Source organism: Streptomyces sp. NPDC087787 (assembly GCF_044743035.1).
Lineage (GTDB): Bacteria > Actinomycetota > Actinomycetes > Streptomycetales > Streptomycetaceae > Streptomyces.
Map to the genome: position 1 here is coordinate 288,068 of NZ_JBIUVQ010000001.1, position 23,091 is coordinate 311,158.

The 23,091-nt window shown below is 73.7% G+C and carries 23 protein-coding genes and 2 pseudogenes; 10 read left to right on the top strand and 15 right to left on the bottom strand.

The window, feature by feature from the left end; translation table 11 throughout:
- Positions 1–21: 21 nt before the first annotated feature.
- The 7 genes from ACIOWN_RS01365 to ACIOWN_RS01395 all read right to left on the bottom strand — a co-directional run bounded on the left by ACIOWN_RS01365 (position 22) and on the right by ACIOWN_RS01395 (position 5,487).
- Complete coding sequence (locus ACIOWN_RS01365; protein WP_362347633.1) at positions 22–828, bottom strand: urease accessory protein UreD; 807 nt, start codon at positions 826–828, stop codon at positions 22–24.
- Positions 829–835: 7 nt separating this feature from the next.
- Positions 836–1,528 (bottom strand): urease accessory protein UreG, encoded by a 693-nt coding sequence (gene ureG / locus ACIOWN_RS01370; RefSeq protein ID WP_401979652.1) that lies wholly within the window; start codon positions 1,526–1,528, stop codon positions 836–838.
- On the bottom strand, positions 1,518–2,240 hold the full coding sequence (locus tag ACIOWN_RS01375; protein ID WP_362347634.1) for an urease accessory UreF family protein: 723 nt from the start codon (positions 2,238–2,240) through the stop codon (positions 1,518–1,520). The genes ureG and ACIOWN_RS01375 overlap by 11 nt, the downstream gene beginning before the upstream one ends.
- A 23-nt stretch (positions 2,241–2,263) precedes the next feature.
- Entirely contained in the window at positions 2,264–3,898 is a 1,635-nt protein-coding gene (locus ACIOWN_RS01380; protein WP_362347636.1) for an urease subunit alpha, read from the bottom strand.
- Between the two features lie 12 nt (positions 3,899–3,910).
- The gene (locus ACIOWN_RS01385; protein WP_401979655.1) at positions 3,911–4,402 is read right to left on the bottom strand and encodes a hypothetical protein; all 492 of its coding nucleotides are present in this window, start codon (positions 4,400–4,402) and stop codon (positions 3,911–3,913) included.
- 108 nt (positions 4,403–4,510) lie between these two features.
- The gene (locus ACIOWN_RS01390; RefSeq protein WP_100567066.1) at positions 4,511–4,879 is read right to left on the bottom strand and encodes a MazG-like family protein; all 369 of its coding nucleotides are present in this window, start codon (positions 4,877–4,879) and stop codon (positions 4,511–4,513) included.
- A 62-nt stretch (positions 4,880–4,941) separates the two neighbouring features.
- On the bottom strand, positions 4,942–5,487 hold the full coding sequence (locus tag ACIOWN_RS01395) for a DoxX family protein (protein ID WP_401979656.1): 546 nt from the start codon (positions 5,485–5,487) through the stop codon (positions 4,942–4,944).
- Positions 5,488–5,629: 142 nt separating this feature from the next.
- Between ACIOWN_RS01395 and ACIOWN_RS01400 the strand changes: the two genes are divergently transcribed.
- From ACIOWN_RS01400 to ACIOWN_RS01410, 3 genes are all read left to right on the top strand, one after another.
- A complete protein-coding gene (locus ACIOWN_RS01400; RefSeq protein WP_362347641.1) occupies positions 5,630–5,956 on the top strand; it encodes a nuclear transport factor 2 family protein in 327 nt (108 codons plus the stop codon).
- A 67-nt stretch (positions 5,957–6,023) separates the two neighbouring features.
- Positions 6,024–7,019, top strand: a complete 996-nt coding sequence (locus tag ACIOWN_RS01405) for an aldo/keto reductase (protein ID WP_362347643.1) — start codon at positions 6,024–6,026, stop codon at positions 7,017–7,019.
- A 157-nt stretch (positions 7,020–7,176) separates the two neighbouring features.
- Positions 7,177–8,385 carry a D-alanyl-D-alanine carboxypeptidase gene (locus ACIOWN_RS01410; RefSeq protein WP_362347645.1) on the top strand — a complete coding sequence of 403 codons (1,209 nt, stop codon included), beginning with the start codon at positions 7,177–7,179 and terminating at the stop codon, positions 8,383–8,385.
- Between the two features lie 292 nt (positions 8,386–8,677).
- Here ACIOWN_RS01410 and ACIOWN_RS01415 read toward each other — a convergent pair whose 3' ends face one another.
- Together ACIOWN_RS01415 and ACIOWN_RS01420 are read right to left on the bottom strand one after the other, a co-directional pair.
- On the bottom strand, positions 8,678–9,436 hold the full coding sequence (locus ACIOWN_RS01415; protein ID WP_362347647.1) for an SDR family oxidoreductase: 759 nt from the start codon (positions 9,434–9,436) through the stop codon (positions 8,678–8,680).
- Between the two features lie 107 nt (positions 9,437–9,543).
- Entirely contained in the window at positions 9,544–10,602 is a 1,059-nt protein-coding gene (locus tag ACIOWN_RS01420; RefSeq protein WP_401979659.1) for a Gfo/Idh/MocA family protein, read from the bottom strand.
- A 132-nt stretch (positions 10,603–10,734) separates the two neighbouring features.
- Here ACIOWN_RS01420 and ACIOWN_RS01425 point away from each other — a divergent pair, with 132 nt between their 5' ends.
- The 5 genes from ACIOWN_RS01425 to ACIOWN_RS01445 all read left to right on the top strand — a co-directional run bounded on the left by ACIOWN_RS01425 (position 10,735) and on the right by ACIOWN_RS01445 (position 15,874).
- Positions 10,735–12,042, top strand: a complete 1,308-nt coding sequence (locus ACIOWN_RS01425) for a multidrug effflux MFS transporter (protein ID WP_401979661.1) — start codon at positions 10,735–10,737, stop codon at positions 12,040–12,042.
- Positions 11,991–13,178, top strand: a complete 1,188-nt coding sequence (locus ACIOWN_RS01430) for a serine hydrolase domain-containing protein (protein WP_401979664.1) — start codon at positions 11,991–11,993, stop codon at positions 13,176–13,178. The genes ACIOWN_RS01425 and ACIOWN_RS01430 overlap by 52 nt, the downstream gene beginning before the upstream one ends.
- Before the next feature lie 166 nt (positions 13,179–13,344).
- A complete protein-coding gene (locus ACIOWN_RS01435) occupies positions 13,345–14,340 on the top strand; it encodes a small ribosomal subunit Rsm22 family protein (protein ID WP_401979666.1) in 996 nt (331 codons plus the stop codon).
- 66 nt (positions 14,341–14,406) lie between these two features.
- Entirely contained in the window at positions 14,407–15,036 is a 630-nt protein-coding gene (locus ACIOWN_RS01440; protein ID WP_362347654.1) for a TetR/AcrR family transcriptional regulator, read from the top strand.
- Positions 15,037–15,136: 100 nt separating this feature from the next.
- The gene (locus ACIOWN_RS01445; RefSeq protein ID WP_401979669.1) at positions 15,137–15,874 is read left to right on the top strand and encodes a bifunctional DNA primase/polymerase; all 738 of its coding nucleotides are present in this window, start codon (positions 15,137–15,139) and stop codon (positions 15,872–15,874) included.
- Between the two features lie 30 nt (positions 15,875–15,904).
- Here the strand turns inward: ACIOWN_RS01445 and ACIOWN_RS01450 are convergent, their stop codons facing one another.
- From ACIOWN_RS01450 to ACIOWN_RS01470, 5 genes and pseudogenes are all read right to left on the bottom strand, one after another.
- Positions 15,905–16,906, bottom strand: coding sequence for a hypothetical protein (locus tag ACIOWN_RS01450; protein ID WP_401979671.1), 1,002 nt, complete (start codon positions 16,904–16,906; stop codon positions 15,905–15,907).
- Positions 16,866–17,738: an iron uptake transporter permease EfeU gene (gene efeU, locus ACIOWN_RS01455; RefSeq protein ID WP_362347659.1), complete on the bottom strand. Its 873-nt coding sequence runs from the start codon at positions 17,736–17,738 to the stop codon at positions 16,866–16,868. The genes ACIOWN_RS01450 and efeU overlap by 41 nt, the downstream gene beginning before the upstream one ends.
- Before the next feature lie 3 nt (positions 17,739–17,741).
- Positions 17,742–19,001: an iron uptake transporter deferrochelatase/peroxidase subunit gene (efeB, locus tag ACIOWN_RS01460; protein WP_362347661.1), complete on the bottom strand. Its 1,260-nt coding sequence runs from the start codon at positions 18,999–19,001 to the stop codon at positions 17,742–17,744.
- 25 nt (positions 19,002–19,026) lie between these two features.
- Positions 19,027–20,163, bottom strand: a complete 1,137-nt coding sequence (efeO, locus tag ACIOWN_RS01465) for an iron uptake system protein EfeO (RefSeq protein WP_362347663.1) — start codon at positions 20,161–20,163, stop codon at positions 19,027–19,029.
- Between the two features lie 187 nt (positions 20,164–20,350).
- A pseudogene (locus ACIOWN_RS01470) lies at positions 20,351–21,073 on the bottom strand (heme ABC transporter ATP-binding protein).
- Between ACIOWN_RS01470 and ACIOWN_RS01475 the strand changes: the two are divergent.
- Together ACIOWN_RS01475 and ACIOWN_RS01480 are read left to right on the top strand one after the other, a co-directional pair.
- Positions 20,967–21,332: pseudogene (locus tag ACIOWN_RS01475) on the top strand (HtaA domain-containing protein); the annotation flags it as partial. The pseudogenes ACIOWN_RS01470 and ACIOWN_RS01475 sit on opposite strands and share 107 nt — an antisense overlap.
- 138 nt (positions 21,333–21,470) lie before the next feature.
- Positions 21,471–22,115, top strand: coding sequence for a PhzF family phenazine biosynthesis protein (locus ACIOWN_RS01480; RefSeq protein ID WP_362347787.1), 645 nt, complete (start codon positions 21,471–21,473; stop codon positions 22,113–22,115).
- A 69-nt stretch (positions 22,116–22,184) separates the two neighbouring features.
- On the opposite strand, the gene map is transcribed toward ACIOWN_RS01480, so the two are convergent.
- Entirely contained in the window at positions 22,185–23,042 is an 858-nt protein-coding gene (gene map, locus ACIOWN_RS01485; RefSeq protein WP_362347664.1) for a type I methionyl aminopeptidase, read from the bottom strand.
- Positions 23,043–23,091 lie beyond the last annotated feature (49 nt).

Consider the following 23,091-nt stretch of genomic DNA (forward strand, 5'->3'; position numbering starts at 1 on the left):
CAGCCAGGCCGGTCCGCCGTGTCAGCCCGTGACCGTCCGCGACCGCGGCGTCGACGGCGGGCCGGTCAGGCCCCGGTCGAGGTACCGGCGCAGGGTGGGGGCGTCGTCGGCCAGGGCGGCGAGCAGGACGGCGCCGGGGGAGAGGGGCATGACGGCCGCGTCGGCGGTGGGAGGTGCGGGTGGGAGCGCGGGACTGCCGGGGGCGACGACGAGCAGGGTGCCCAGGGCTCGCCGGCCGCCGGTCACGGCCGGGCCGCGCCAGCCCGGGACGTCCGGGCCGACGGCGAACTCCTGGTCGTGGAGGGGGCGGCCCGCGAGGGTCACCCGCAGGCGCTGGCGGACCGAGCCCGGGGTCTCGCCGTGGCGGCCCAGGAGCAGTTCCTCGCGGACGAGCAGGCGGGCGCCCGGCTCCAGCTCGATGCGCGTCGTGGCGTGGTGGTCGCAGCGGCCGGCGGCGATCACCGGTTCGGGCAGCCAGACCAGGGTGCCGGCCGGCGCGACCCGCAGGCGGGTATCGGTGTGCGAGGGGCGGCCGTGCGGCCCCGGCAGCACCAGGGTCGCCGCCACACCGCGTACGACGAGCGCCGCACCCGCCGCGACCTCGACGTCCAGCCGCAGGTGGTCGCCGCCGACCGGGCCCGCGGCCGCCGCGGCCAGCGCCACGTGGGCGGCGCCGTGCGGGTTCCACCGGCCCGTCGGCTCGACGGCGGAGGGGATGGTGGGCCGCCAGATCAGCGGCGCCTCGGAGCGGAGGCGGCTGATCCGGGTCCTGGTCCCGCCGGACCCGTCCAGGTCGGCCGTCACCGCCAGGCGGGCGTGGGCACGCATCACCGGGTCACCGGGCGGGGACGGCGAGGCACTGCCGCACCCACGCGGCGACGTCGGCCGCGGACGGGTCCCGGACCAGCGAGGTGAACAGCACCGGCAGGTCGCCGCGCTTGGCGTGGGCGTCACGGTCCATGACGGCGAGGTCCGCGCCGACCTGCGGCGCCAGATCGGTCTTGTTGACGACCAGCAGGTCGGCGGAGGTGACCCCCGGCCCGCCCTTGCGGGGCACCTTGTCCCCGCCGGCCACGTCGATGACGAAGATCTGGTGGTGGACCAGTCCGCGGCTGAACGTGGCGGTGAGGTTGTCCCCGCCGCTCTCCAGAAGGACGAGGTCGAGCGGCGGCAGGGTCGCCTCCAGCTCCTCCACGGCTTCGAGGTTGGCGGAGATGTCGTCGCGGATCGCGGTGTGCGGGCAGGCCCCGGTCTCGACCGCCCGGACCCGTTCGGCGGCCAGTACGCCGTTGCGCAGCAGGAAGTCGGCATCCTCGGTGGTGTAGATGTCGTTGGTGACCACGGCCAGGGAGAGCTCCGGGGCCAGCGTGCGGCACAGCGCCGCGACCAGCGCGGTCTTGCCGGAGCCGACCGGGCCGCCGATGCCGATGCGCAGCGCCCGGCCGGGGTGGCGGGGCAGAGTCCCTCGTGCCTCGGCGTGCGCGTGGACATGGGCCCGGCCGGGGCGCGGGGTGGGGTCAGGACGCAAAGAGACGCACCTCCCAGACGGAGTGGTGTTCGGCACGGATGTCGAGCAGGGGGCCCGCGCGGGACGGGAGATCCGCGGGCGCGGTGTCCGCGTGGTGCGCCGCCCCCGCGGCGACGGCGGCGATCCGCGGGCCCAGCCGGGCGAGGACGGCGTGGACCGCGAACGGGTCGAGTCCGAGCAGCCGCACGGCGGCCGTCGCCGGGGTGAGCACCGCTTCGTGGGCGGCGGCCAGCGCCGCGGCGTCCGGACCCAGGCCGGCCGCCGCGGCCACCGCGCCGAGGGCGACCGGCTGATGGGGGCCGTGCCGTGGCGCCGCGCTCAGCTCGTCCAGGCGGGGGTGGGGCCAGACCGTACGGCCCGCCCGCAGCAGTTGCCGTCCCAGGCGGCGGGAGGCGGTGCGCAAGGCCGGTGACGGGGTCCTGGCGGCGAACTCGCGGTCCAGCAGCTCAAGTTGCTCGGTGCCGGCGTCCCCTCGGCGGCCCGTGCCGCCGAAGGCGGCGCACGCCGCGGCCGTGAACGCTGCGCTCACCACGCCGGTCGCCGCCAGCCGTCCTTGCAGGAACTCCTCCAGCGAGGCCAGGTCGTCCACGCCGTCCAGGGCCGCCGCCGCTTCCAGACCGCCGGAATGCGCGTGCCCGCCGGAGGGGAAGCGCCCGTCGGCGAGCAGCAGCAGCGCCGCCGGCTGCGACTGCGTGGCGTCCTGGGCGTTCATCGAGGCGCGTCCCTGTCATGCGGTCAGAAGAGGAAGTAGCGCTGCGCCATGGGCACTTCGGCCGTGGGTTCGTGCTCGATCAGCTCCCCGTCGACCCGCACGGCGTACGTGTCGGCGTCGACCTCGATGCGCGGCGTGGCCGTGTTCTCCGGCAGGTCCCGCTTGCCGCGGCCGCGTACGTTCTCCACGGCAACGAGCCGCCGCCGCAGCCCCAGGCGGTCCGCGAGGCCGTCCTCGACGGCCGCCGGTGCGACGAAGGCGACGCCGCTCGCGGCGGCGGCCGGGCTGCCCACGTTGTAGCCCATCCGGTTCAGCACCGGCTGGGGCGTGGGGATCGACGCGTTCGGGTCGCCGAGGGCGGCGCTCGCGGCCATCCCGGCCTTGAACACGACCGTGGGCCGCACCCCGAACAGGGCGGGCTGCCACAGCACCAGGTCGGCCAGCTTCCCGGGCTCCACGGAACCGATCTCGCGTTCCAGGCCGTGGGCCACCGCCGGGCAGATCGTGTACTTGGCGACGTAGCGGCGGGCCCGGTGGTTGTCGGCCCCGCTGCCGCCGGGCAGTGGGCCGCGCAGCTCCTTCATCCGGTGGGCGGTCTGCCACGTCCGCGTCACCACCTCCGCGACCCGGCCCATCGCCTGGGCGTCCGAGGACATGATCGAGAGCGCTCCGAGGTCGTGCAGCACGTCCTCGGTGGCGATGGTCGTGGGCCGCACCCGGCTCTCGGCGAACGCGAGGTCGTTGGGCACCTGCGCGTTGAGGTGGTGCGCCACCATCACCATGTCCAGCGCCTCGGCGACCGTGTTGACGGTGAACGGGCGGGTCGGATTGGTCGAGGCGGGCAGCACGTTCGGCTCACCGGCGATGCGGATGATGTCCGGTGCGTGGCCGCCGCCCGCGCCCTCGGTGTGGAACGCGTGGAACGTCCGGCCGCCCACGGCGGCGAGCAGATCCTCCACGAAACCCGCCTCGTTGAGGGTGTCGCTGTGGATCGCGACCTGAACTCCGGCCCGGTCGGCGACGGTCAGCGCGGCGTCGATCGCGGCCGGGGTGGCGCCCCAGTCCTCGTGCACCTTGAACCCGCCCGCGCCGCCGCGCAGTTGCTCCCACAGCGCCTCGGGGGACACAGTGTTGCCGCGGGCCAGGAACAGCACGTTGAGCGGCCAGGGCTCGCAGGCCTCCAGCATCCGCCGCAGCCACCAGGCGCCCGGCGTGGCCAGGGTCGCCTTCGAGCCCTCGGTGGGTCCGGTGCCGCCGCCGACGAACGTGGTGGTGCCCGCCGCGAGGGCCTCCTCGAACATGGCCGGGCCGACGAAGTGCACATGGGTGTCGATCGTGCCCGCCGTCAGGATCAGCCCGTTGCCGGCCGCGATCTCCGTGGAGGGGCCGATGACCAGGCCGGGATGGACCCCGTCCATGGTCTCGGGGTTGCCCGCCTTGCCCAGCGCCACGATCCTGCCGTCCCGCACGCCGACGTCGGCCTTGACCACTCCCCAGTGGTCAAGGACCACCGCGCCCGTGATGACCAGGTCCGGTGTTCCCTCGCCGCGGGTGGCCCGCGACTGGCCCATGGACTCCCGGATGGATTTGCCACCGCCGAAGACGGCCTCGTCGCCGCCGCCGCAGAGATCCCCCACCGTCGCAGAGCGAGAGCTCACCCCGCGTGACGCTCAGCGGGCCCTTCCGGCGGGCCCGACCTCCTCCGCGCGTACGCCACCGGTCCGGGCGTGCGTCAGGATCGCCCGCCGCGACCGGCCGTCCAGGGGCAGGTGGAAGGCCTGGAGCGAATGGCGTGCTCCACCCGTGTCGAAGCGGTCGACGACCTTGCCCAGCGGGTTCCGCAGCCGCCCGTCGGGCATGAGGACGCCGGCCGGCTGGGAGAAACGGGCCCGCTGGCCGGCGTCGAAGTCCACCCAGCTCGCACCGGCGTGGCGCACCAGCACCTCACCCACGTACGCCCCGAGGCCGAGCAGCGGCCCCCGTACGCGCTCGCGCGACGCGCCGCTCTTGCGCATGCCGTCGATCAGGAAGTCGACGATCCGCAGACTCGCCACGGAGTAGTCCAGGGGCAGCCGGCTGCGCTCCGTGAGACGGGCGACCAGGTCGGCCGCGCGCTGGGGCATCCCCTCCGCGTACGGAACGCTCTCGTCGGCCTCGGCCATGGAAATTCCACCCTTCGCTTGCCAGGGGGGCCTTGGCGGGCCCCTGATCAGCAAGCGGATTCCGCCACCGGAACGTCACGCGCCGCCGATGCGCGGGCGGGGCCTCGGTCAGGTCTCCCCGCCCGGCCCCAGCGACCGCTGCCTGACCCGGTCCAGATGCCGGGCGAAGACCTCCCGGGCCTGAGGCGTCAGGGTGCGCAGGGCCACCAGGGCGGTGATCACCACGTCGCACAGTTCCGCCTCGACGTCGTCCCACGTGTGGGTGGTGCCCTTGCGCGGGTTCTGGCCGGTCGCGCCGATCACCGCCTGGGCGACCTCGCCGACCTCCTCCGACAGCTTCAGAACCCGCGGCAGCACCGTCGCCTCCCGGCTCTCGCCGAGGGGGCGGTGCCCGTCCAGCCAGGCCCACAGGTCGTCGACGGCGGACCAGAGATCCTCGGGCGGTGCCGGCGCGGAGCCGGGGTGCTGATCGCTCATGCGGCGCAGCCTGCCACGACCCGCCCGTCCGGCTCCGCGAAAGCGCCCCCTGCCGGTCCTCGCTACTCCTTGAAGAGGGCCTCCTGCTCGCCCTCCTTCTCCTGGCGCAGCCGCCGGACGCGGGCGCCGAGGACCAAGGACGTCGCCGCGGCCACCGTCGCGAACGCCGTGGGGACCATCCAGCCGCGGTTGACGGTGTGTCCGAGGGCGTGGTCCACGGAGAGCCGGCCGGGGCCCGTGATCGCCAGGCCCGCGGAGGTCAGGCCGAGCGAGGCCGCGTACTCGTAGCCGCCGCTCTGGGCGAAGAAGCCGCTGGGCGCGTGCACAGCCGCCGCCCCCGCCATCGCGCCGGCCGCCGCCGCGCCCGCCGCCGGGGTCGCCAGGCCCATGGCAAGCAGCAGGCCGCCGCCGGCCTCCGACAGCCCGGCCGCCATCGCGCTCGCCTTCCCCGGCCGGTAGCCCACGGACTCCATGAACCGGCCGGTCCCCTCGATCCCGCCCCCGCCGAACCAGCCAAGGAGCTTCTGCGCTCCGTGCGCGGCCAGCACGCCGCCGGTACCCAGCCGGAGCAGCAGCAGGCCAAGATCGCGTCGGTCGTAACAGGTCACGGTGGCTCCCAGGCGGACGGCGGAGGAACAGCGGCTTCGGACCGCTTCCGGGTGTCCACCGTCGCACCGCCCACACTCCGACGGCCTGTCCTGGGCGCCGTCCGGGTGGCGGGGTCCCCGGGACCGGTGTGACGCTGCCGACATGACGATTCAGACCGCCAGACTGAGCGACCCGGCCGTCCGTGCCTTCGTCACCGCCGTCAACGCCCACGACCGCGAGGGCTTCATGCAACTGCTCGCGCCCGGCGCGACCATGGCGGACGACGGGGCCGACCGCGACCTCGCGGAGTGGATCGAGGAGGAGATCTTCTCCACGCACGGCCACATGAATGTCGACAACGAGTCCGCCGGCGGTCGCGCCCTCATCGCCCGCTACCGCAACGACACCTGGGGCGAGATGCGCACTCGGTGGTCGTTCACCATCACCGACGACGGCCGGATCTCGCGGTTCGAGACCGGCCAGGCATAGCCCACCGACACGGATCCCGTACCGGGCCTTGCCCTCGCGTGCGCTCCAACTCGTAGCGTCCCGGGGCATGGAGACCACCACCTGCACAAGGACACTGGGACACGGCGGGATCGAGGTCAGCGCACTCGGCTTCGGGTGCTGGGCGATCGGCGGGGAGTGGCGGTCGGCGGACGGGCAGCCGCTCGGCTGGGGCAGGGTGGACGACGAGGAGTCCGTACGGGCGATCCGGCGCGCCCTCGATCTCGGCGTCACCTTCTTCGACACGGCGGACGTCTACGGCTGCGGGCACAGCGAGCGGGTGCTCGGGCGGGCCCTGGGCAAGCGGCGGGACGAGGTCGTCGTCGCCACCAAGTGGGGCAACCTGTTCGACGAGCGCACCCGCACCGCCGACGGCCAGGACGCCACCCCCGAGCACGCGCGCCGCGCGCTCACCGCGTCCCTGGCCCGCCTCGGCACCGACCACGTCGACCTGTACCAGCTGCACATCTCCGACGCACGGCCCGGCGACGCGGCCGCCCTGCGGGACGCCTGCGAGGACTTCGTGGCCGAGGGGCTCATCAGGGCCTACGCCTGGAGCACGGACGACCCCGCCCGCGCGGCCGTCTTCGCCGAGGGCGAGCACTGCACGGCCGTGCAGCACGCGCTGAACGTGCTCCAGGACGCGCCCGGGATGCTCGCGCTGTGCCAGGAGCGGGGCCTCGCGAGCGTGAACCGCAGCCCGCTGGCCATGGGACTGCTCACCGGCAAGCACGCCGGGCGCGCGCCCCTGGAGGCGGGGGACATCCGCAGCAGGCCGCCCGCCTGGCTGAAGGGCTTCGGGAACGGCGCCGGCGCCGACCCGGAGTGGCTGGCCCGCACCGAGGCGCTGCGCGAGGTCCTCACCAGCGGCGGCCGTACGCTCGCCCAGGGCGCCCTGGCCTGGCTGTGGGCGCGCAGCGGGCGGACGGTTCCCATCCCCGGCTTCCGCTCGGTCGCCCAGGCCGAGGAGAACGCGGGCGCCCTCGCCAAGGGCCCGCTGACCGCCGCCCACCTGGCCGAGACCGACCGCATCCTGGGGCGCTGAGGAGCCGCGGGCCGGGGGCCGAGGGCGCGGCGTGGGCGCTGCGCGGGCCGGGGCGCGATTCGACAGGGCATTCGGCGACTCGTCCTTTGATGATCTTTTGATCAGACTTTGAGGACATGTCGCACACGGGCTCAGGCTCGCTCTGTACGGTCCCGGGGTGCGTGTTTCCTCTCGGTCCCCCCACGGCCCGTCCCGGCGTTCCCTGCTCACCCTCGCCGCGGCCGCCCCGCTGGGCACCGTGACCGCCACCGGTCCGGCCGCGGCCGCCGCCCCCGCCCGCGCCGCCACCGTGATCGGCGGCGAGCGGCTGGCCCATACGAAGGTGCAGGTGAGCGGCGCCACCGGCCTGCCGGGCCGACTCACCGCCCGTGCCTGGCTCCTCGCCGACGGGGAGACGGGGCACGTGCTCGCCGCCTACCGCGCGCACCAGCGCCTGGCGCCCGCCTCCACGCTGAAGATGCTGTTCGCGGACACGGTGCTAGGGAAGTTCCACCGCGCCGAGCGGCACACCGTCACCGAGGCCGAGCTGGCCGACATCCCCAGGGGCTCCAGCCTCGTCGGGATCCAGGCCGGGACCACCTACACGGTGGAGCAGCTGTGGCAGGGCGTGTTCCTGCGCTCGGGCAACGACGCCGTGCACGTGCTCGCCCACATGAACGGCGGGGTGGCGAAGACGGTCGCCGAGATGCAGGCCAGGGCCCAGGACCTCCAGGCCCTGGACACCCACGTGGTCAGTCCGGACGGTTTCGACCACCCCGGTCAGCTGTCCTCGGCGTACGACCTGACGCTGATCGCCCGGCACGGACTGCGCAAGGCCGACTTCCGCGGCTACTGCGGCACGCACGCCGCCGACTTCCCGGCCGGCCGGAGCAGGACCTTCCAGATCCAGAACACCGACCGCCTGCTGACCGGAGCGTGGGGCCTGAAGGCGTACCACGGCCTGATCGGGGTGAAGAACGGCTACACCAGCGACGCCGGCAACACCTTCACCGGCGCGGCCGTACGCGGCGGCCGCACCCTGCTGGCCACGGTGCTGAACCCCGCGGCCGGCAGCAACGCCGTCTACGAGGAGACGGCCGCCCTGCTCGACTGGGGCTTCGGGCAGGGCGGTTCCGCGCGGCCCGTCGGCACGCTGGTCGAGCCGCTGAGCGAGGGCGGGAAGAAGGCGGACACGGACACCTCGCCCGTGAAGCAGGCGGCCCCGGCCGCCGCCGGGCCGCCGGGCGCGGCGGCGGCCGACGGCCCCTCGGCCTGGCGGCTGCTGGAAGGCGCGGGCGGTACGGTCGCGCTGCTGGCCGGCGGCGTGTGGGCGCTGCGCCGGCGCCGGGCCGCGGCCGCCGCGTCCGGGGGGCGCCACCGGCGCTGAGCCGTCCGTGCGGCAGCCGTTCCGCGCACCGGCGCGCATCCCGCGGTCCTGCCGCGAAATCCACCCCCGGCCGACGCCGTGGAACGGCTGCCGCCTCCCCCCGAGGTGTGGCTCTGGACCCGGCCGGCGGAAGCGCGTGTCCCCATCTGTGAAGCTCTGATGGAGGAGTTGTCGAGCATAGGCGCGCCACCGGCCCCGATCGCGCGGAACATGGAACTCCGCTTGTGCGGATCGCCTGCCTGCGGCCCGGTTCGGCGTCCGTCCCGGGCCGTTCGGGCCCGTTCCGGGCGGCTCAGCCCCGCCCCACGTACGGCATCGTCGTCGCCAGCACCGTCGCGAACTGCACGTTCGCCTCCAGCGGCAGCTCCGCCATGTGCCGCACGGTGCGCGCCACGTCGGCCACGTCCATCACGGCTTCCGGGGCCACCTCCCCGTTGGCCTGGAGGACGCCCGACTCCATCCGGGCCGTCATGTCGGTGGCCGCGTTGCCGATGTCGATCTGCCCGACCGCGATCCGGTACGGCCGGCCGTCCAGGGAGAGCGCCTTGGTCAGGCCGGTCAGGGCGTGCTTGGTGGCGGTGTAGGGCGCCGAGTGGGGCCGGGGCGTGTGCGCCGAGATCGAGCCGTTGTTGATGATCCGGCCGCCCTGCGGGTCCTGCTCCTTCATCCGCCGGTACGCCGCCTGGGCGCACAGGAAGGCCCCGTTGAGGTTGGTGTCCACCACGTGCCGCCACGCCTCGTAGGACAGCTCCTCCACCGGTACGCCGCCCGGCCCGAACGTGCCCGCGTTGTTGAACAGCAGGTCGACCCGTCCGAACCGGTCGACGGTGGCGGCGAACAGCGCGGCCACGTCGTCCGGCCGGGCCACGTCGGTGCGCACGGCGAGGGAGGCGGCCCCCGGGGCGAGCGCCGCCGTCTCCTCCAGCGTCTCGGGGCGGCGCCCCGCCAGAGCCACGGACCAGCCCGCGCGCAGCAGTTCCACGGCGACGGCCCGCCCGATGCCCGAGCCGGCTCCGGTCACCACCGCGATCTTCGATTGCCTGTCGTTCATGGCATCGGAGCGTACGAGGACGGTCCGCCAAGCGGAATCCGCTGTCCGCCATACGGATGCCGACGAGGGTCGCGGAGGCCTGCGGGCGCCCGCCGGTGTCGCGGGGCTCAGGCGAGCGCGGCCTCCCGGGCCCGCCCGGCGTCCGGTCCGTCCGCCTCTCCGGGATACCGCACGCCGATCCGCTCCCGCACCGCGTCCAGCGTCCGCATCACCGCCAGGGTGCCCTCCAGCGGCACGAGCGGGGACTCCGTCTCGCCCGCGCGCAGGGCCCGCATCACCTCCCGCGCCTCGTGCCGCAGGGTGGAGCGCGGACCGTCGGCCGGGTCCGCGGTGAACTCCTCCGGGTCACGGCCGTGTCGGCGCAGCACGAAACGGTCGGGGTGGAAGAAGCCGGAGGGCACGTCGATCCGGCCCCCGGACCCGGTGACCGAGGCGCAGGTGGCCGTGGAACCCGTGATGGAGCAGTGCAGTTGGGCCAGCGCGCCGCCGTCCCAGGAGAGCAGTGCGCCGGTCTGGAGGTCGACGCCCTCCGCGGAGAGCACCGCCCTGGCCGTCACGTCCGACGGCTCGCCGAGCAGCAACTGGGCGAACGACACCGGGTACACGCCGAGATCGAGCAGCGCCCCGCCGCCCAGGTGAGGGTCGCGCAGCCGGTGCGAGGGCGGGAAGGGGCCGGCGAGCCCGAAGTCGGCCTGAACGGTGCGCACTTCGCCGATCGCGCCGTCGTCGACCAGTGCCTTCAGACGCCGTATCAGTGGATTGCAGTACATCCACATGGCCTCCATCAGGAACCGGTCGTGCTCACGGGCGAGCGCGACGAGTTCCCCGGCCTGCCGCAGGTTCAGCGTGAACGGCTTCTCGCACAGCACGTTCCGTCCGGCCTCCAGGCACAGGCCGGCGGCCGCCCGGTGGGCCGTGTGCGGGGCGGCGACGTAGACGACGTCGACGTCCGGGTCCCGGGCGAGCGACTCCCAGTCGCCGTACGCCCGGGGGATCCCGAACCGTTTTGCGAACGCCTTCGCCGGCTCCTCGGTGCGCGAGGCCACCGCCACGACCTCGGCGTCCGGCAGGTCCACCAGGTCCGCGGTGAACGCGGCCGCGATCTGGCCGGTCGCCAGAACGCCCCAGCGCACCGTCTGTTCCGCCACCCCGGACACTTCCGACATCCCGGACCTCACCCTCGCTCACGCGTTCCCCGGCACGGTGTACGAGCTGAGAGCATAGGCGGCGGATCAGCCGGAGAGGCCCGGAGAGGGCCGAAGAAGGCCACGAGCGGGCCGGGAGAGGAAGGGACACACATGTCGGAGGGTGGGGCGCCCGCACCGCACGCGCCGCGGACGGCCGTACCGGAGCGGGAACTCGCCGGACCACCGGCGCGCTCGGCCCGCCGCACCGGGCTGCTGGTGACCCTGATCCTCGGCGGGCTCACCGCGACGCCTCCGCTCGCGATGGACATGTACCTCCCCTCCCTGCCGGAGGTCACCCGGTCCCTGCACGCCCCGGCCGCGACCGTCCAGCTCACGCTGACCGCCTGTCTGGCCGGGATGGCGCTCGGGCAGATGGCGGTCGGCCCGATGAGCGACCGGTGGGGGCGCCGCCGCCCGCTGCTGGCGGGGCTCGCCGTCTACGTCCTCGCCACCGCGCTGTGCGCGCTCGCCCCGAACGTCGAGACGCTGGTCGCCTTCCGGCTGGCCCAGGGCCTTTCGGGCGCGGCCGGCATCGTGATCGCCCGCGCGGTCGTGCGGGACCTGTACGACGGCGTGGCCATGGCCCGCTTCTTCTCCACCCTGATGCTGATATCCGGCGTCGCCCCGATCGTGGCGCCGCTGATCGGCGGGCAGATCCTGCGGGTGACGGACTGGCGGGGCGTCTTCGTCGTCCTGACGGTGGTCGGGGCGCTGCTGGCCGTGGTCGTCTGGACCCGGCTGCCGGAGACCCTGCCGCCCGACCGCCGGCACGGCGGCGGGGTGGGCGAGACGCTCGGCTCGATGCGCCGGCTGCTCGCCGACCGCGCCTTCACCGGATACCTGCTCGCGGGCGGCTTCGCCTTCGCGGCGCTGTTCGCCTACATCGCCGCCTCGCCGTTCGTGATCCAGGAGATCTACGGCGCCTCCCCGCAGACGTACAGCCTGCTGTTCGGACTCAACTCGGTCGGGCTGGTCATCGTGGGCCAGGTCAACGGCCGGGTGCTCGTCGGCCGGGTCCGCCTCGACCGGGTGCTGGCCGTCGGCCTCGTGGTGGTCATCCTGGCCGCGGCCGCCCTGCTGCTGATGGCCACGGGGGTGTTCGGCGAGGTGGGCCTGGTGCCCGTGGCCGCCGGGCTGTTCGTCCTCATGTCCGCGATGGGCGTCACCCTGCCCAACACCCAGGCGCTCGCGCTGATGCGCACCCGCGAGCACGCCGGTTCCGCGTCCGCCCTGCTCGGCACGTCCTCCTTCCTCATCGGCGCGGTCGCCTCCCCGCTGGTCGGGATCGCCGGGGAGCACACCGCCGTGCCCATGGCGCTGGTCCAACTGGCGGCCGCCCTGGTGGCGCTGGCCTGCTTCATGGGAATGTGCCGTCCCTGGAGGCCACATGCGGCCGAGAGCGTGCAGGAGGAGAGCTGAGCGCACCGAGACTGCGCGGGGACACACCGGAGAAGGCCGGACTCGACCCCGCCGAGCTGCGTCACCTCGTCCGTGAGGTCCACGAGCTCACCACCGGGGAGCACCCCTGGGCGGCAGGCGCCGTCGTGCTCGCCGGACGCGGCCCGGTGGTCGCCGTCGCCGAGGCGGCGGGCTGGGCGGTGCGGTACGCGTCCTACGACCCCGCCACCGACCGGGGCGTCGAACTCCCGGCCGGCCGGCGGGTGCCGATGACCGTGGACACGCCGTTCGACCTGGCCTCCCTGACCAAGCTGTTCACCGCGGTCGCCGCCGTGCAGCAGATCGAGCGGGGCACGCTGGGCATCGACGCCCGCGTGGGGGCGTACCTGCCGGAGTTCCGGGCGGCCGCCGCTCATGGCGTCACCGTACGGCAGTTGCTCACCCACACCTCCGGGCTGCGCCCCGAACTCCCGCTGTACGACTGCCCCGACGCCGCCTCCCGGTCGGCGATGCTGCGCGCCGAGGCCCCGGTGGGCGTGCCCGGCACGTACACCTACTCGGACCTCAACCCGCTGCTGCTCCAGCACGTCCTGGAGCGGATCACCGGCCGCACCCTGGACGTCCTGGTCCGCGACGGGATCACCCGCCCGCTGGGCATGGCGTCCACCCGCTTCGGCCCGTGCCCCGGCGCGGCGGCGACCGAGGACCAGCGGCGGCCGTGGGCCAAGGCGGACCGGGGGATGCTGCGCGGCGAGGTCCACGACGAGAACGCCTGGGCGCTGGGAGGTGTGGCCGGTCACGCGGGCCTGTTCTCGACGGGCCCCGACCTCGCGGTGCTCTGCCGCGCGCTGCTCGCGGGAGGCTCCTACGGCCCCGCCCGGATCCTCGGCCCCGACCTCGTCGACCTGCTCCTGGCCCCACCGGGCCTGGGCTTCGCCGTGGACCAGCCCTGGTTCATGGGCGAACTCGCGGGCCACGGAGCAGCGGGCCACACGGGCTTCACCGGCACGTCCCTGACCCTCGACCGGGCAACGGACACCTTCCTGATCCTCCTGGCCAACACGGTCCACCCCCGCCGCCGCCCCCCGTCGAGCGCCCCCCGCGCGACAGCGGCGACACGCCTGTCACGAGCGGTGCGTGGCGCCCGCCGGGCCTGAGAGAGGCGCACACCTCTACGCGTGGTGGCGGCCCGTGGCCGGCGCAGGCGAGGGGCGACGCCCATCTTGTCCAGCGTGCCGGCCCCGCTGGCGTGGGCGGTCCGCGGTGTCCGCCGGGGCTGCGGGGGCGGTTCTGGAGGTTCGCCGGACCTGAGAGAATCGGACGGTGAACGACGTTGTACCGCCGTCGGAGACTCTCCGTGCCGCGCTTTCCGGGTTGCTCGACGGGCTGCCGCCCCGGCAGGCCGCGGGGGCCGTGGAGCGGCTGATCGCCAACTACCGGGGGAGCACCCCCACCGACGCGCCGATCCTGCGCGACCGCGCCGACGTGGTCGCGTACGCCGCGTACCGGATGCCGGCCACCTTCGAGGCGGTGCGCTCGGCGCTGGCCGCGTTCGCGGAGGCCGCGCCGGAGTGGACGCCCGCCGGCCACACCGACGTCGGCGGCGGCACCGGCGCCGCCGCCTGGGCCACCGCCGCCACCTGGGACGGCATCCGCCCGGTGACCGTGCTCGACTGGGCCGAGCCCGCGCTCGCCCTCGGCCGCCGGATCGCCGAGGCCGACCCGGCCCTGCGGGACGCCCGCTGGCAGCGCGCCCGGATCGGCGCGGCGCTCACCCTCGACGACACCGACCTCGTCACCGTCTCCTACGTCCTGGGCGAGCTGACCGCGCCCGACCGCGCGGCCGTCGTGGACGCCGCCGCGGCCGCCGCCCACGCCGTCGTGGTCGTCGAACCCGGCACACCCGACGGGTACGCCCGCGTCATCGAGGCCCGGGACCGCCTGATCGCGGCCGGCTTCCACATCGCCGCGCCCTGCCCGCACAGCGCCGCCTGCCCGATCGTGCCCGGCACCGACTGGTGCCACTTCTCGGCCCGGGTCAGCCGGTCCTCCCTGCACCGGCAGGTCAAGGGCGGCTCCCTCGCCTACGAGGACGAGAAGTTCAGCTACGTCGCCGCCACCCGCTTCCCGGTCACCCCCGCCCCCGCACGCGTCGTCCGCCGCCCCCAGATCCGCAAGGGCCAGGTCCTGCTCGACCTGTGCGCGCCCGACGAGGACCTGCGCCGCGAGACGGTCACCAAACGCCACGGCGACCTGTACAAGGCGGCCCGCGACACGGACTGGGGCGACCCCTGGCCGCCTGCCGACCCGACGCGCTAGGCGACCGGACCCGGCCCGCCGGGAGCGGCGAGACGCACCGTCTCCCCGCCCTGCTACCGTCGGCGCATGCCCGACAAGCCCGCCCCCGACGCCAGCCGCCGCAGCGAGAAGTCCCGCCGCGCGATCTACGCCGCCGCCCTCGCGCTCGTCGCCGAGACCGGGTATCCGAAGACCACCATCGAGGCGATCGCCGCGCGGGCCGGGGTGGGCAAGCAGACGATCTACCGCTGGTGGCCCTCGAAGGCGGACGTCCTCATGGAGGCGTTCCTCGACCTCGGCGAACAGGCAGCGGCCCGGCAGGAGGACGCGGGGGCAGACCGGCAGCCCCACGGGATCCCCGACACCGGCGACCTCGCCGCCGACCTCAAGACCGTCCTGCGCGCCACCGTCGACGCACTCTTCGACCCGGCGTTCGAGGCGCCCGCCCGGGCCCTGGCCGCCGAGGGCCTGGTGAACGACCAGCTCGGCCGGCAGTACGTGGCCAAGCTGCTCCAGCCGCAGCTCGAGCTGTACGTCCACAGGCTCCGCTCGGCCCAGGACACCGGCGCCGTACGCCCCGACATCGACCCGCGCATCGCCCTGGAACTCTTCGTCTCCCCGCTGGCCCAGCGCTGGCTCCAGCGCACCGCGCCCGTCTCCTACGAGTACACCGACACCCTCGTCGACTACGCGCTGCACGGGCTCGCGCCCCGCTGAGCACCGCCCCGGCCACCCCGGTTGCGGGCTCCGGCCCCCCGAGGCGGAGGATGGTGGCAGCATGGGACATGCTGTCCACACCAGCGAAGTCAGGGGATAAATGAGCGCGGAGTTCGGCGGTCGTACCGGCCGGGAGGGCAAACTCACCAGGTGGCTGCGGGGACGCCGCCCCAAGGAGACCGCCGGAGACGGCGGCCGTGAGGCCCTGCTGCTCGCCGCCGCCACCGCGGGACTGCCCCTCGCGCCCGCCGCGCACCCGGCCACCGGATACGGCTGCTCCTGCGTCCGCGTCGGCTGTCCCACACCCGCCCGGCACCCGGTGTCGTTCGCCTGGCAGACGCAGTCGACCACCGACCGCGCCCAGATCGAGCGCTGGGCCCGGCACCAGCCGCAGGCCAACTTCATCACCGCGACCGGAATGGTGCACGACGTCCTCGACGTGCCCCTGGAGGCCGGCAACGAGGCCCTGGAGCGGCTGCTCGCCGAGGGCGTCGAGGTCGGTCCGGTCGCCGAGAGCGACGACGGCCGCATGCTGTTCTTCACCCTCACCCGCGGCACGCCCGAGGACGAGGACGAGTGGTGGCCCTGCGAGCTGGACTGCCACCCGGAGACCATGGACGAGCACCCGGGCCTGCGCTGGCACTGCCGCGGCTCCTACGTCCTGGTCCCGCCGGCCCGCCTGCCCGGCGACGACGACCAGCGGGTGCGCTGGCTGCGCGGCCCCGAGTACGCCCTCCCCGACCCCCTGAGCCTGCTGGAACCCCTCACCGACGCCTGCGCCCGCCACGCCGCCGGGGCATCGGACCCCCACTCCTCGACCTGGCCCCTGCACCGCTGAACCCCGGGGGAACCCGCGGGCGCCCGGCTCCTACCCGCCCTGGGCCGAGGTCAGGCCCTGGACGCGGGCCAGTATCGACACCTGCTGTCCGGCCGCGCCCTTCGGCGGGTCGAGGGCCACCTCGTTGGAGAAGAACTCCATCGTCAGGGACTGCTTGACCTCGCCCGTGGTGAGGGCCTGGACGTCCTTGTTGGGGGTGGGCACGGAGGCGCCCTCGGCGGCGGTCTGCTTCTCGTAGTGGCGGGTGGTGAAGAACACCAGTGCCCCGCCGTCCGCGGTGCGCAGCGCCAGCGGGGCGAAGGCGCCGTCCGTCCTGGGCTGGTCGATGTACTGCCGCGCCAGCCCCGGCCGGCTCGCGGCCCTGTCGCGCAGCTCGCGCCAGCCGGTGGTGTGCGGGCCGTCGGCGAAGGTGTCCCCGCCGTTGCTCAGGTACGTCGCGTAGTCCTGGCTCAAGTCGCCCGGCACGACGGCCAGATCGCCGCTGCTCGCGGGCAGGGCCTCGGCCAGGCCGCCCTCGTCCTTCCGGAACTCCGGTATGTCCCCGGGGGCCACCAGCGTCAGATACGCCACCCGCCACTCCTCGGTGACGCCGTAGCGCAGGAACACCATCAGCCAGCGCTGGTTCCCGCCCTTGTTGCCCTTGGCGTCGGCGAGGAACCAGCGCGGCCAGCCCGCCTTCTGGGGGATCGTGAACCTGGCGTCCGTCAGCGTCAGCGGTGTGTGCGCGGGGTTGCCCTCCGGGTGGTTGGCGCGCCCGGCCTTCAGCCGCGCCCCGTCGATGGCGCCGAGCGCGCCGACGACGAAGTCCGCGTCCAGGGTGCGGTCGTAAGCCTTGTCGGCCGCGTTGTACGCCTCGGTGAACCGATTCAGCGCCTTCGCGGCCTCCGCGGGGGTGGTGGCCGGAAGCACCTCGCGCTCACCGTGCACCACCACGCACCCGCCGGCCGTCAGTGTCAGCGCGGCCGCCGTGACCGTCGCCGTCGCCCAGCGCTCAAGCCTGCGAAGCCTGCGAGGGCCGCGAACCCTGCTCATCAGCCACCGTCACCTTCCTCTTCCCGGAGGCGAACCCTACCGGGGCGAAGAAGAAGGTGAGCGTCGGGACCAAGTACAGCAGCCACACCGTGACCTGAAGCACCGTCGGGTCGGGCTGGAAGTTGAACACGCCCTTCAGCAGCGTGCCGTACCAGCTGTCCGGCGGGACGGCCCCGCTGATGTCGAAGGCCAGGTTGCCGAGCCCCGGGACCCAGCCGGCCTCCTGGAGGTCGTGCAGGCCGTATGCCAGCACACCCGCCGCGACGACGACCAGCATGGCGCCGGTCCAGGTGAAGAACTTGGCGAGATTGATCCGCAGCGCGCCCCGGTAGAACAGCCAGCCGAGCAGGACGGCCGTGGCAAGGCCGAGGGCGACACCGATGAGCGGGCGCGGGGTGCCGTCGGAGGCCGCGTGCACCGACGCCCACACGAACAGCGCCGTCTCCAGGCCCTCCCGGCCCACGGCCAGGAACGCGGTGGCGACCAGCGCGCCCGTCCCCATCGCCAGCGCCTGGTCCAGCTTGCCGTGCAGCTCGGACTTCAAGTGCCGGGCGGTGCGCCGCATCCAGAAGACCATCCAGGTCACCAGGGCGACCGCGAGGATCGACAGGCTTCCGCCCAGCGCCTCCTGCGCCTGGAACGTCAGCTCCTGGGAGCCGAATTCGAGGACGCAGCCGAAGCCCATGGCGATGGCGACCGCGATGCCGATACCGGTCCAGATCGGCTTCAGGGCGTCCCTGCGGCCGGTCTTGACCAGATAGGCGATGAGGATGCACACGACGAGGCTGGCTTCCAGCCCCTCGCGCAGGCCGATCAGATAGTTGGAGAACACGGGTCACGCCTCCTCGGACAGCAGGGTGCGGCCCCACCAGTCGTGCGTGTCACGCACGCCGGGCGGGATCGCGAAGACCGCCGAACCAACGTGCTGGATGTACTGGTTGAGCGCGTCCGACGCCGCCAGCCTGCGCTGGAGCGGGATGAACCCGTGGCGCGGGTCGCGCTGGTAGGCCAGGAAGAACAGTCCGGCGTCCAGGCGGCCGAGGCCGTCGGTGCCGTCGGTGAAGGAGTAGCCGCGGCGCAGGATCGTGATGCCGTCGTTGGAGTCGGGGTGCGCGAGCCGTACGTGCGCGGTGGGCTTCATCGCCTTCAGGAACGGCTCGTCGTGCTCCTTGGGCTTGCCGACCGGCGCGCCCTCGCCCTTGTCTCGGCCGAAGATGTCCTCCTGCTCCTGGAGCGGAGCCCGGTCCCAGGTCTCGATGTTCATCCGGATGCGCCGGGCGACGAGGTACGAACCCCCGTGCATCCAGGCGTCGTTCGCGCCGCCGTCCTGGTCGCCGACCCAGACGTGCTCCGTCAGCCGGCCGGTCTCGGTGCCCGCGATGTTGCGGGTGCCGTCCTTGAACCCGAAGAGGTTGCGCGGGGTGTGGGCGTCCGGGGTGGTGGAGGAGGTCTTGCCGAAGCCGAGCTGGGACCAGCGGACGGCGACCTTGCCGAAGCCGATGCGGGCCAGGTTGCGGATCGCGTGCACGGCGACCTGCGGGTCGTCCGCGCAGGCCTGGATGCACAGGTCGCCGCCGGTGCGGGAGCGGTCCAGGTTGTCGCCGGGGAACTTGGGCAGGTCCACCAGGGCGGCCGGCCGCCTGTCCCGCAGCCCGAACCTCTCGAACAGCGTGGGCCCGAAGCCGATGGTCAGCGTCAGCCGCGAGGGGTTGAGGCCCAGCGCCTCGCCGGTGTCGTCGGGCGGCGCCTCGGGGAGTCCGCCGTACGCGCCCTCGCCGACCTCCTTGCCGGCGGTCATCCGGCGTGCGGCGGCCGTCCAGTCCTTCAGCAGCGCTGCGAACTCGGCGCGGTCGTCGGTCTTCACGTCGAACGCGGCGAAGTGCAGCCGGTCCTGCACGGCTGTGGCGATGCCGGCCTGGTGGGCGCCGTGGAACTCCACCGCGCCGCCCGCTTCCGTGCCGACCGGGTCCAGGTCGGAGCCGGACTTGGTCATCGCCACCGCGCCGCCGGCCGTGACGGCGCCGAGCGCGATCCCCGCCCCGCCCCAGCCGATCACGGCGCGGCGGGACGGAGTGCTGCCCTGGGTATCGGTCATCTCCAGCCTCTGCTTCACTGCTTCACTACTTCACGACGGCCGCGGCGAGCTTGGACAGCGGCTCGGCGAGCGCGTTCACCGCGTCCGAGAGCTCCTTGCGGTCGTCCTTGCCGACCTTGTCGTAGGAGACGAACTCGTACGACGTCTTGTCCTCGCGGTACTTGTCGAGAAGCGTCTCGAGCGCGGCGAACTGCTTGTCGAGCTCCTTGGCCAGCGCCGGGTCGTTCTTCGAGGCGACCGGCCTGAGGAGTTCGTACGCCTTCTGCGCGCCCTCGACGTTGCCCTTGAAGTCGACCAGGTCGGTGTGGGCGTAGCGGTCCTCCTCGCCGGTGACCTTGCCCTGGGCGACCTCGTCGAGGAGTTCCTTGGCGCCGTTGGCCATGGAGGTCGGGGTGATCTCGGCGGTGCCCACCCGCTGCTGCCAGTCCTTGAGGTCGGTGAGGAGCTGGTCGGCGAGCGACTTCTCCTCGGCGCCGATCTTTCCGTCCTTCCACAGCGACTTCTCCAGGCGGTGCCAGCCGGTCCACTTCTGGCCGTCCTCCAGGCCGTCCTCGCGGACGTCGACCTTGGGGTCGATGTCGCCGAAGGACTCCGCGACCGGCTCCGTGCGCTCCCAGCCGAGGCGGGAGATCGCGTACGCCTTCTTGGCGGCCGGCACGTCGCCGGCCTTGATCGCCTTCACGAAGGCCTCGACACGGGGCAGGGTCTCGTCGGCCTGGTCCTGGGCGTACTGGCGGTAATCGGCGACGGCCGCGTCCAGCTTCGGGTCGCGCTTGGAGACCGCGCCGCCTGTCGCCTTGACCTCCTGGCGGATGCCCTTGCCCTTCATGCCCGGCTTGCAGGCGATGAGGTAGTCGCCGGCCTTCACCTCGGCGGTGATCTTCTGCTTGATGCCGGGACCGATGTTCTCGCGCTCGGCGACGATCCGGTCGTCCGGGAAGAGGAGGTAGACCTCGGTGACCTTCGAGCCCTTGTTCTCGATGGTGAGCTCGACGTGCCCGGCCGGGAACTCCTTCTTCGAGACCTCGCAGGAGTCGTCCTTCGCGGTCACGTCGACCACCCGGTCGGTGTCCTGGGTGCCGCTCTTCTGCGTACAGGCCGTCACGGCGGTCAGCGCGACCGCTGCCGCGGCGGTGATGACGGAGAAGCGGACGGCTCGCACGAGGGCTCCCGGAAGTGGCTGGAAGGTGACCTGACACCCCACGACCATTGGTGAGGCTTGCCTAACTTAACCGAGGCTTACCTGGTTCCCACCCGTGCGGACCGTGATTCCTGTCTCATGATCCGCGTACGGGAACGAACTGATCGCGAATGTGCCAACAACGGGCAAAGGGTAGGTCAAGTCGGGGTCAAGGGCTCCGTCTGGGGGTCACCAGGACCGCGCCCGTACGCGGATGCGGCAGCACCTCGACCCGCTGGTCGTAGACCCGGGAGAGCAGCTCCTCGGAGAAGACCTCGGCGGGCGGGCGGTCGGCCACGACACGACCGGCGCACAGGATCGCGACCCGGTGCGCGTACGCCGCGGCCAGTCCCAGATCGTGCAGCACCACGACGACCGCGTCCCCGGCGTGCGCCCTGTCCCGGCACAGCCGCAGCACCATCTCCTGGCTTCAGGTCGAGCGCGGCGGTCGGCTCGTCGAGCAGCAGCAGCGGTGCCCGCTGGGCCAGTACCCGGGCGAGCGCGACCCGGGCCCGCTCACCGCCGCTGAGCGCGGGGATCGTGCGCGCCGCGAACGCGGTCACCTCGGTGGCGGCCATCGCCTCGGCCACGATCCGCTCGTCCTCGTCCGGGGACGAGCGTGCGGGGCACGGCCCTTCCGCACGACCTCCTCGACGGCGACGGGGAAGGAGAGCGCCGCCGACTGCGGCAGCACGGCGCGGCGCGGCGCGAGTTCGGGCGCGGACCACTCGTGGGCCGGACGGCCGTGAACACGCACCACGCCCCCCGTGGGCGGGAGATCGGCGGTGAGCGCGGCCAACAAGGTCGACTTTCCGGCGCCGTTGGGGCCCACCAGGGCCGGCACCTCCCCGGCGCGGACCACCCTCGACAACCTGCCCGCCACCCTCACCACCCAGGGCGCACGGTCCTTCGCCGGCTACTACGCGGCCGGAACCCCGCTGGACCCGGTGAGCCTCGCGGCGGACGTACGCCCGGCAGCGAAGGCGGCGTCCCCCTCGCCCACGCCCACCCCGTCCAAGTCCGCGCCCAAGAAGGCGGCTTCGCACCGGGCGCTCGTGAACGGCGCCGTCGACTGGGGTGTGCGCCGCACCTTCCGCGAGTACGTCACCGGCGACATCGCCCGCGGCAAGTGGACCCTGACCGGCGGGGCCCAGGACGGCGGCGCCCTCTTCCGCTTCCCCTCCGGCCGGGGCACGTACGACAAGGGCACGCTCGACGCCACGTCTGATCCGCGTCGGCGGCGGTGCCGTCCGAACCGGACGGCACCGCCGCGATGCTTCAATGCCCGGGTGACTGATTACGACGTGCTGCGCGTCTTCTGCGGGCCGCGCGGTGGCTACGGGAACGAACTCGGTGTCGTCCGGGACGGCTCGCGCGTCCCCGACCGGGACGACCGCCAGGAAATGGCCGCCAAACTCGGCTTCAGCGAGACGGTGTTCGTCGACGACCCCGAGCGTGGCGTCATCGACATCTTCACCCCCACCCTGCGCCTGCCGTTCGCGGGCCACCCGTGCGTGGGGGTGGCGTGGCTCCTGGACGTGCCGGAACTGGTCACCCCCGCCGGGACCGTGGGAACCCGCCTGGACGGCGAGTTCACCTGGATCGAGGCCCGCCCGGAGTGGGCCCCGCCGCGGACCCTGCGTCAGTACGCGACCGCCGCCGAGGTCGACGACCTGCCCGTACCGCCGTCCGGCGAGTGGATCTACGCCTGGGCCTGGGAGGACGAGGCCGCCGGCCGCATCCGCGCCCGCGCCTTCCCCGGCCGCGACGACTGCATCGACGAGGACGAGGCGACAGGCGCGGCGGCCCTGCTGCTCACGGCCCAACTGGGCCGAGCCCTCAACATCACCCAGGGCACAGGCTCCCAGATCCTCACGGCCCCCCAACCGGGCGGCTGGGTCGAGGTCGGCGGCCGGGTGATCCTGGAGCGCTGACGCGTACGGTTCACACCCTGCCGAAGACCCGCCCCCGGAGGGAGCGGGCCACAGCGGAGGGGAGCGGTACTACGGCAGCGTCAGGATCTCCGCCCCCGAGTCCGTCACCACCAGCGTGTGCTCGAACTGGGCGGTGCGCCTGCGGTCCTTCGTGACGACCGTCCAGCCGTCGTCCCAGACGTCGTACTCGTAGGTGCCCAGCGTCAGCATCGGCTCGATCGTGAAGGTCATGCCGGGCTGGATGAGCGTCGTGGCGTGTGGGCTGTCGTAGTGCGGGACGATCAGCCCGGAGTGGAACGACGTGTTGATGCCGTGGCCGGTGAAGTCCCGGACCACGCCGTAGCCGAACCGCTTGGCGTACGACTCGATGACCCGGCCGATGATGTTGATCTGCCGTCCGGGGCGGACCGCCTTGATCGCGCGGTTGAGGGCCTCGCGGGTGCGCTCGACCAGCAGGCGGCTCTCCTCGTCCACGTCACCCACGAGATACGTCGCGTTGTTGTCCCCGTGCACCCCGCCGATGTACGCCGTCACGTCCAGGTTGACGATGTCGCCGTCCCGCAGCACGGTCGAGTCCGGGATGCCGTGGCAGATGACCTCGTTGACCGAGGAGCACAGCGACTTGGGGAAGCCGCGGTAGCCGAGCGTGGAGGGGTAGGCGCCGTGGTCGCACATGAACTCGTGCGCCACCCGGTCCAGTTCGTCCGTGGTGACGCCGGGCGCGATGTGCCGGGCCGCCTCCTCCATGGCCTGCGCGGCGATCCGCCCGGCGATCCGCATCGCCTCGACGGTCTCCGGCGTCTGCACCTCCGGCCCCGTGTACGGCTTTGGTGCGGGCCTGCCGACGTACTCGGGGCGGCGGATGTTTCCGGGCACGGAACGGGGCGGGGACAGCTCCCCGGGGACGAGCAGCGACTGGCCAGACATGTCGGCGAGTCTATCCGGGGGCGATGGGGGAACATGTCCGTGGCGAGAG

Bases quoted from the DNA above. Each gene is read 5' to 3' on its own strand.
- ACIOWN_RS01365 (WP_362347633.1), bottom strand. From the start codon at position 828: ATGCGTGCCCACGCCCGCCTGGCGGTGACGGCCGACCTGGACGGGTCC.
- ACIOWN_RS01375 (WP_362347634.1), bottom strand. From the start codon at position 2,240: ATGAACGCCCAGGACGCCACGCAGTCGCAGCCGGCGGCGCTGCTGCTG.
- ACIOWN_RS01385 (WP_401979655.1), bottom strand. From the start codon at position 4,402: ATGGCCGAGGCCGACGAGAGCGTTCCGTACGCGGAGGGGATGCCCCAG.
- ACIOWN_RS01390 (WP_100567066.1), bottom strand. From the start codon at position 4,879: ATGAGCGATCAGCACCCCGGCTCCGCGCCGGCACCGCCCGAGGATCTC.
- ACIOWN_RS01400 (WP_362347641.1), top strand. From the start codon at position 5,630: ATGACGATTCAGACCGCCAGACTGAGCGACCCGGCCGTCCGTGCCTTC.
- ACIOWN_RS01405 (WP_362347643.1), top strand. From the start codon at position 6,024: ATGGAGACCACCACCTGCACAAGGACACTGGGACACGGCGGGATCGAG.
- ACIOWN_RS01415 (WP_362347647.1), bottom strand. From the start codon at position 9,436: ATGAACGACAGGCAATCGAAGATCGCGGTGGTGACCGGAGCCGGCTCG.
- ACIOWN_RS01420 (WP_401979659.1), bottom strand. From the start codon at position 10,602: ATGTCGGAAGTGTCCGGGGTGGCGGAACAGACGGTGCGCTGGGGCGTT.
- ACIOWN_RS01425 (WP_401979661.1), top strand. From the start codon at position 10,735: ATGTCGGAGGGTGGGGCGCCCGCACCGCACGCGCCGCGGACGGCCGTA.
- ACIOWN_RS01440 (WP_362347654.1), top strand. From the start codon at position 14,407: ATGCCCGACAAGCCCGCCCCCGACGCCAGCCGCCGCAGCGAGAAGTCC.
- ACIOWN_RS01445 (WP_401979669.1), top strand. From the start codon at position 15,137: ATGAGCGCGGAGTTCGGCGGTCGTACCGGCCGGGAGGGCAAACTCACC.
- ACIOWN_RS01450 (WP_401979671.1), bottom strand. From the start codon at position 16,906: ATGAGCAGGGTTCGCGGCCCTCGCAGGCTTCGCAGGCTTGAGCGCTGG.
- efeB (WP_362347661.1), bottom strand. From the start codon at position 19,001: ATGACCGATACCCAGGGCAGCACTCCGTCCCGCCGCGCCGTGATCGGC.
- map (WP_362347664.1), bottom strand. From the start codon at position 23,042: ATGTCTGGCCAGTCGCTGCTCGTCCCCGGGGAGCTGTCCCCGCCCCGT.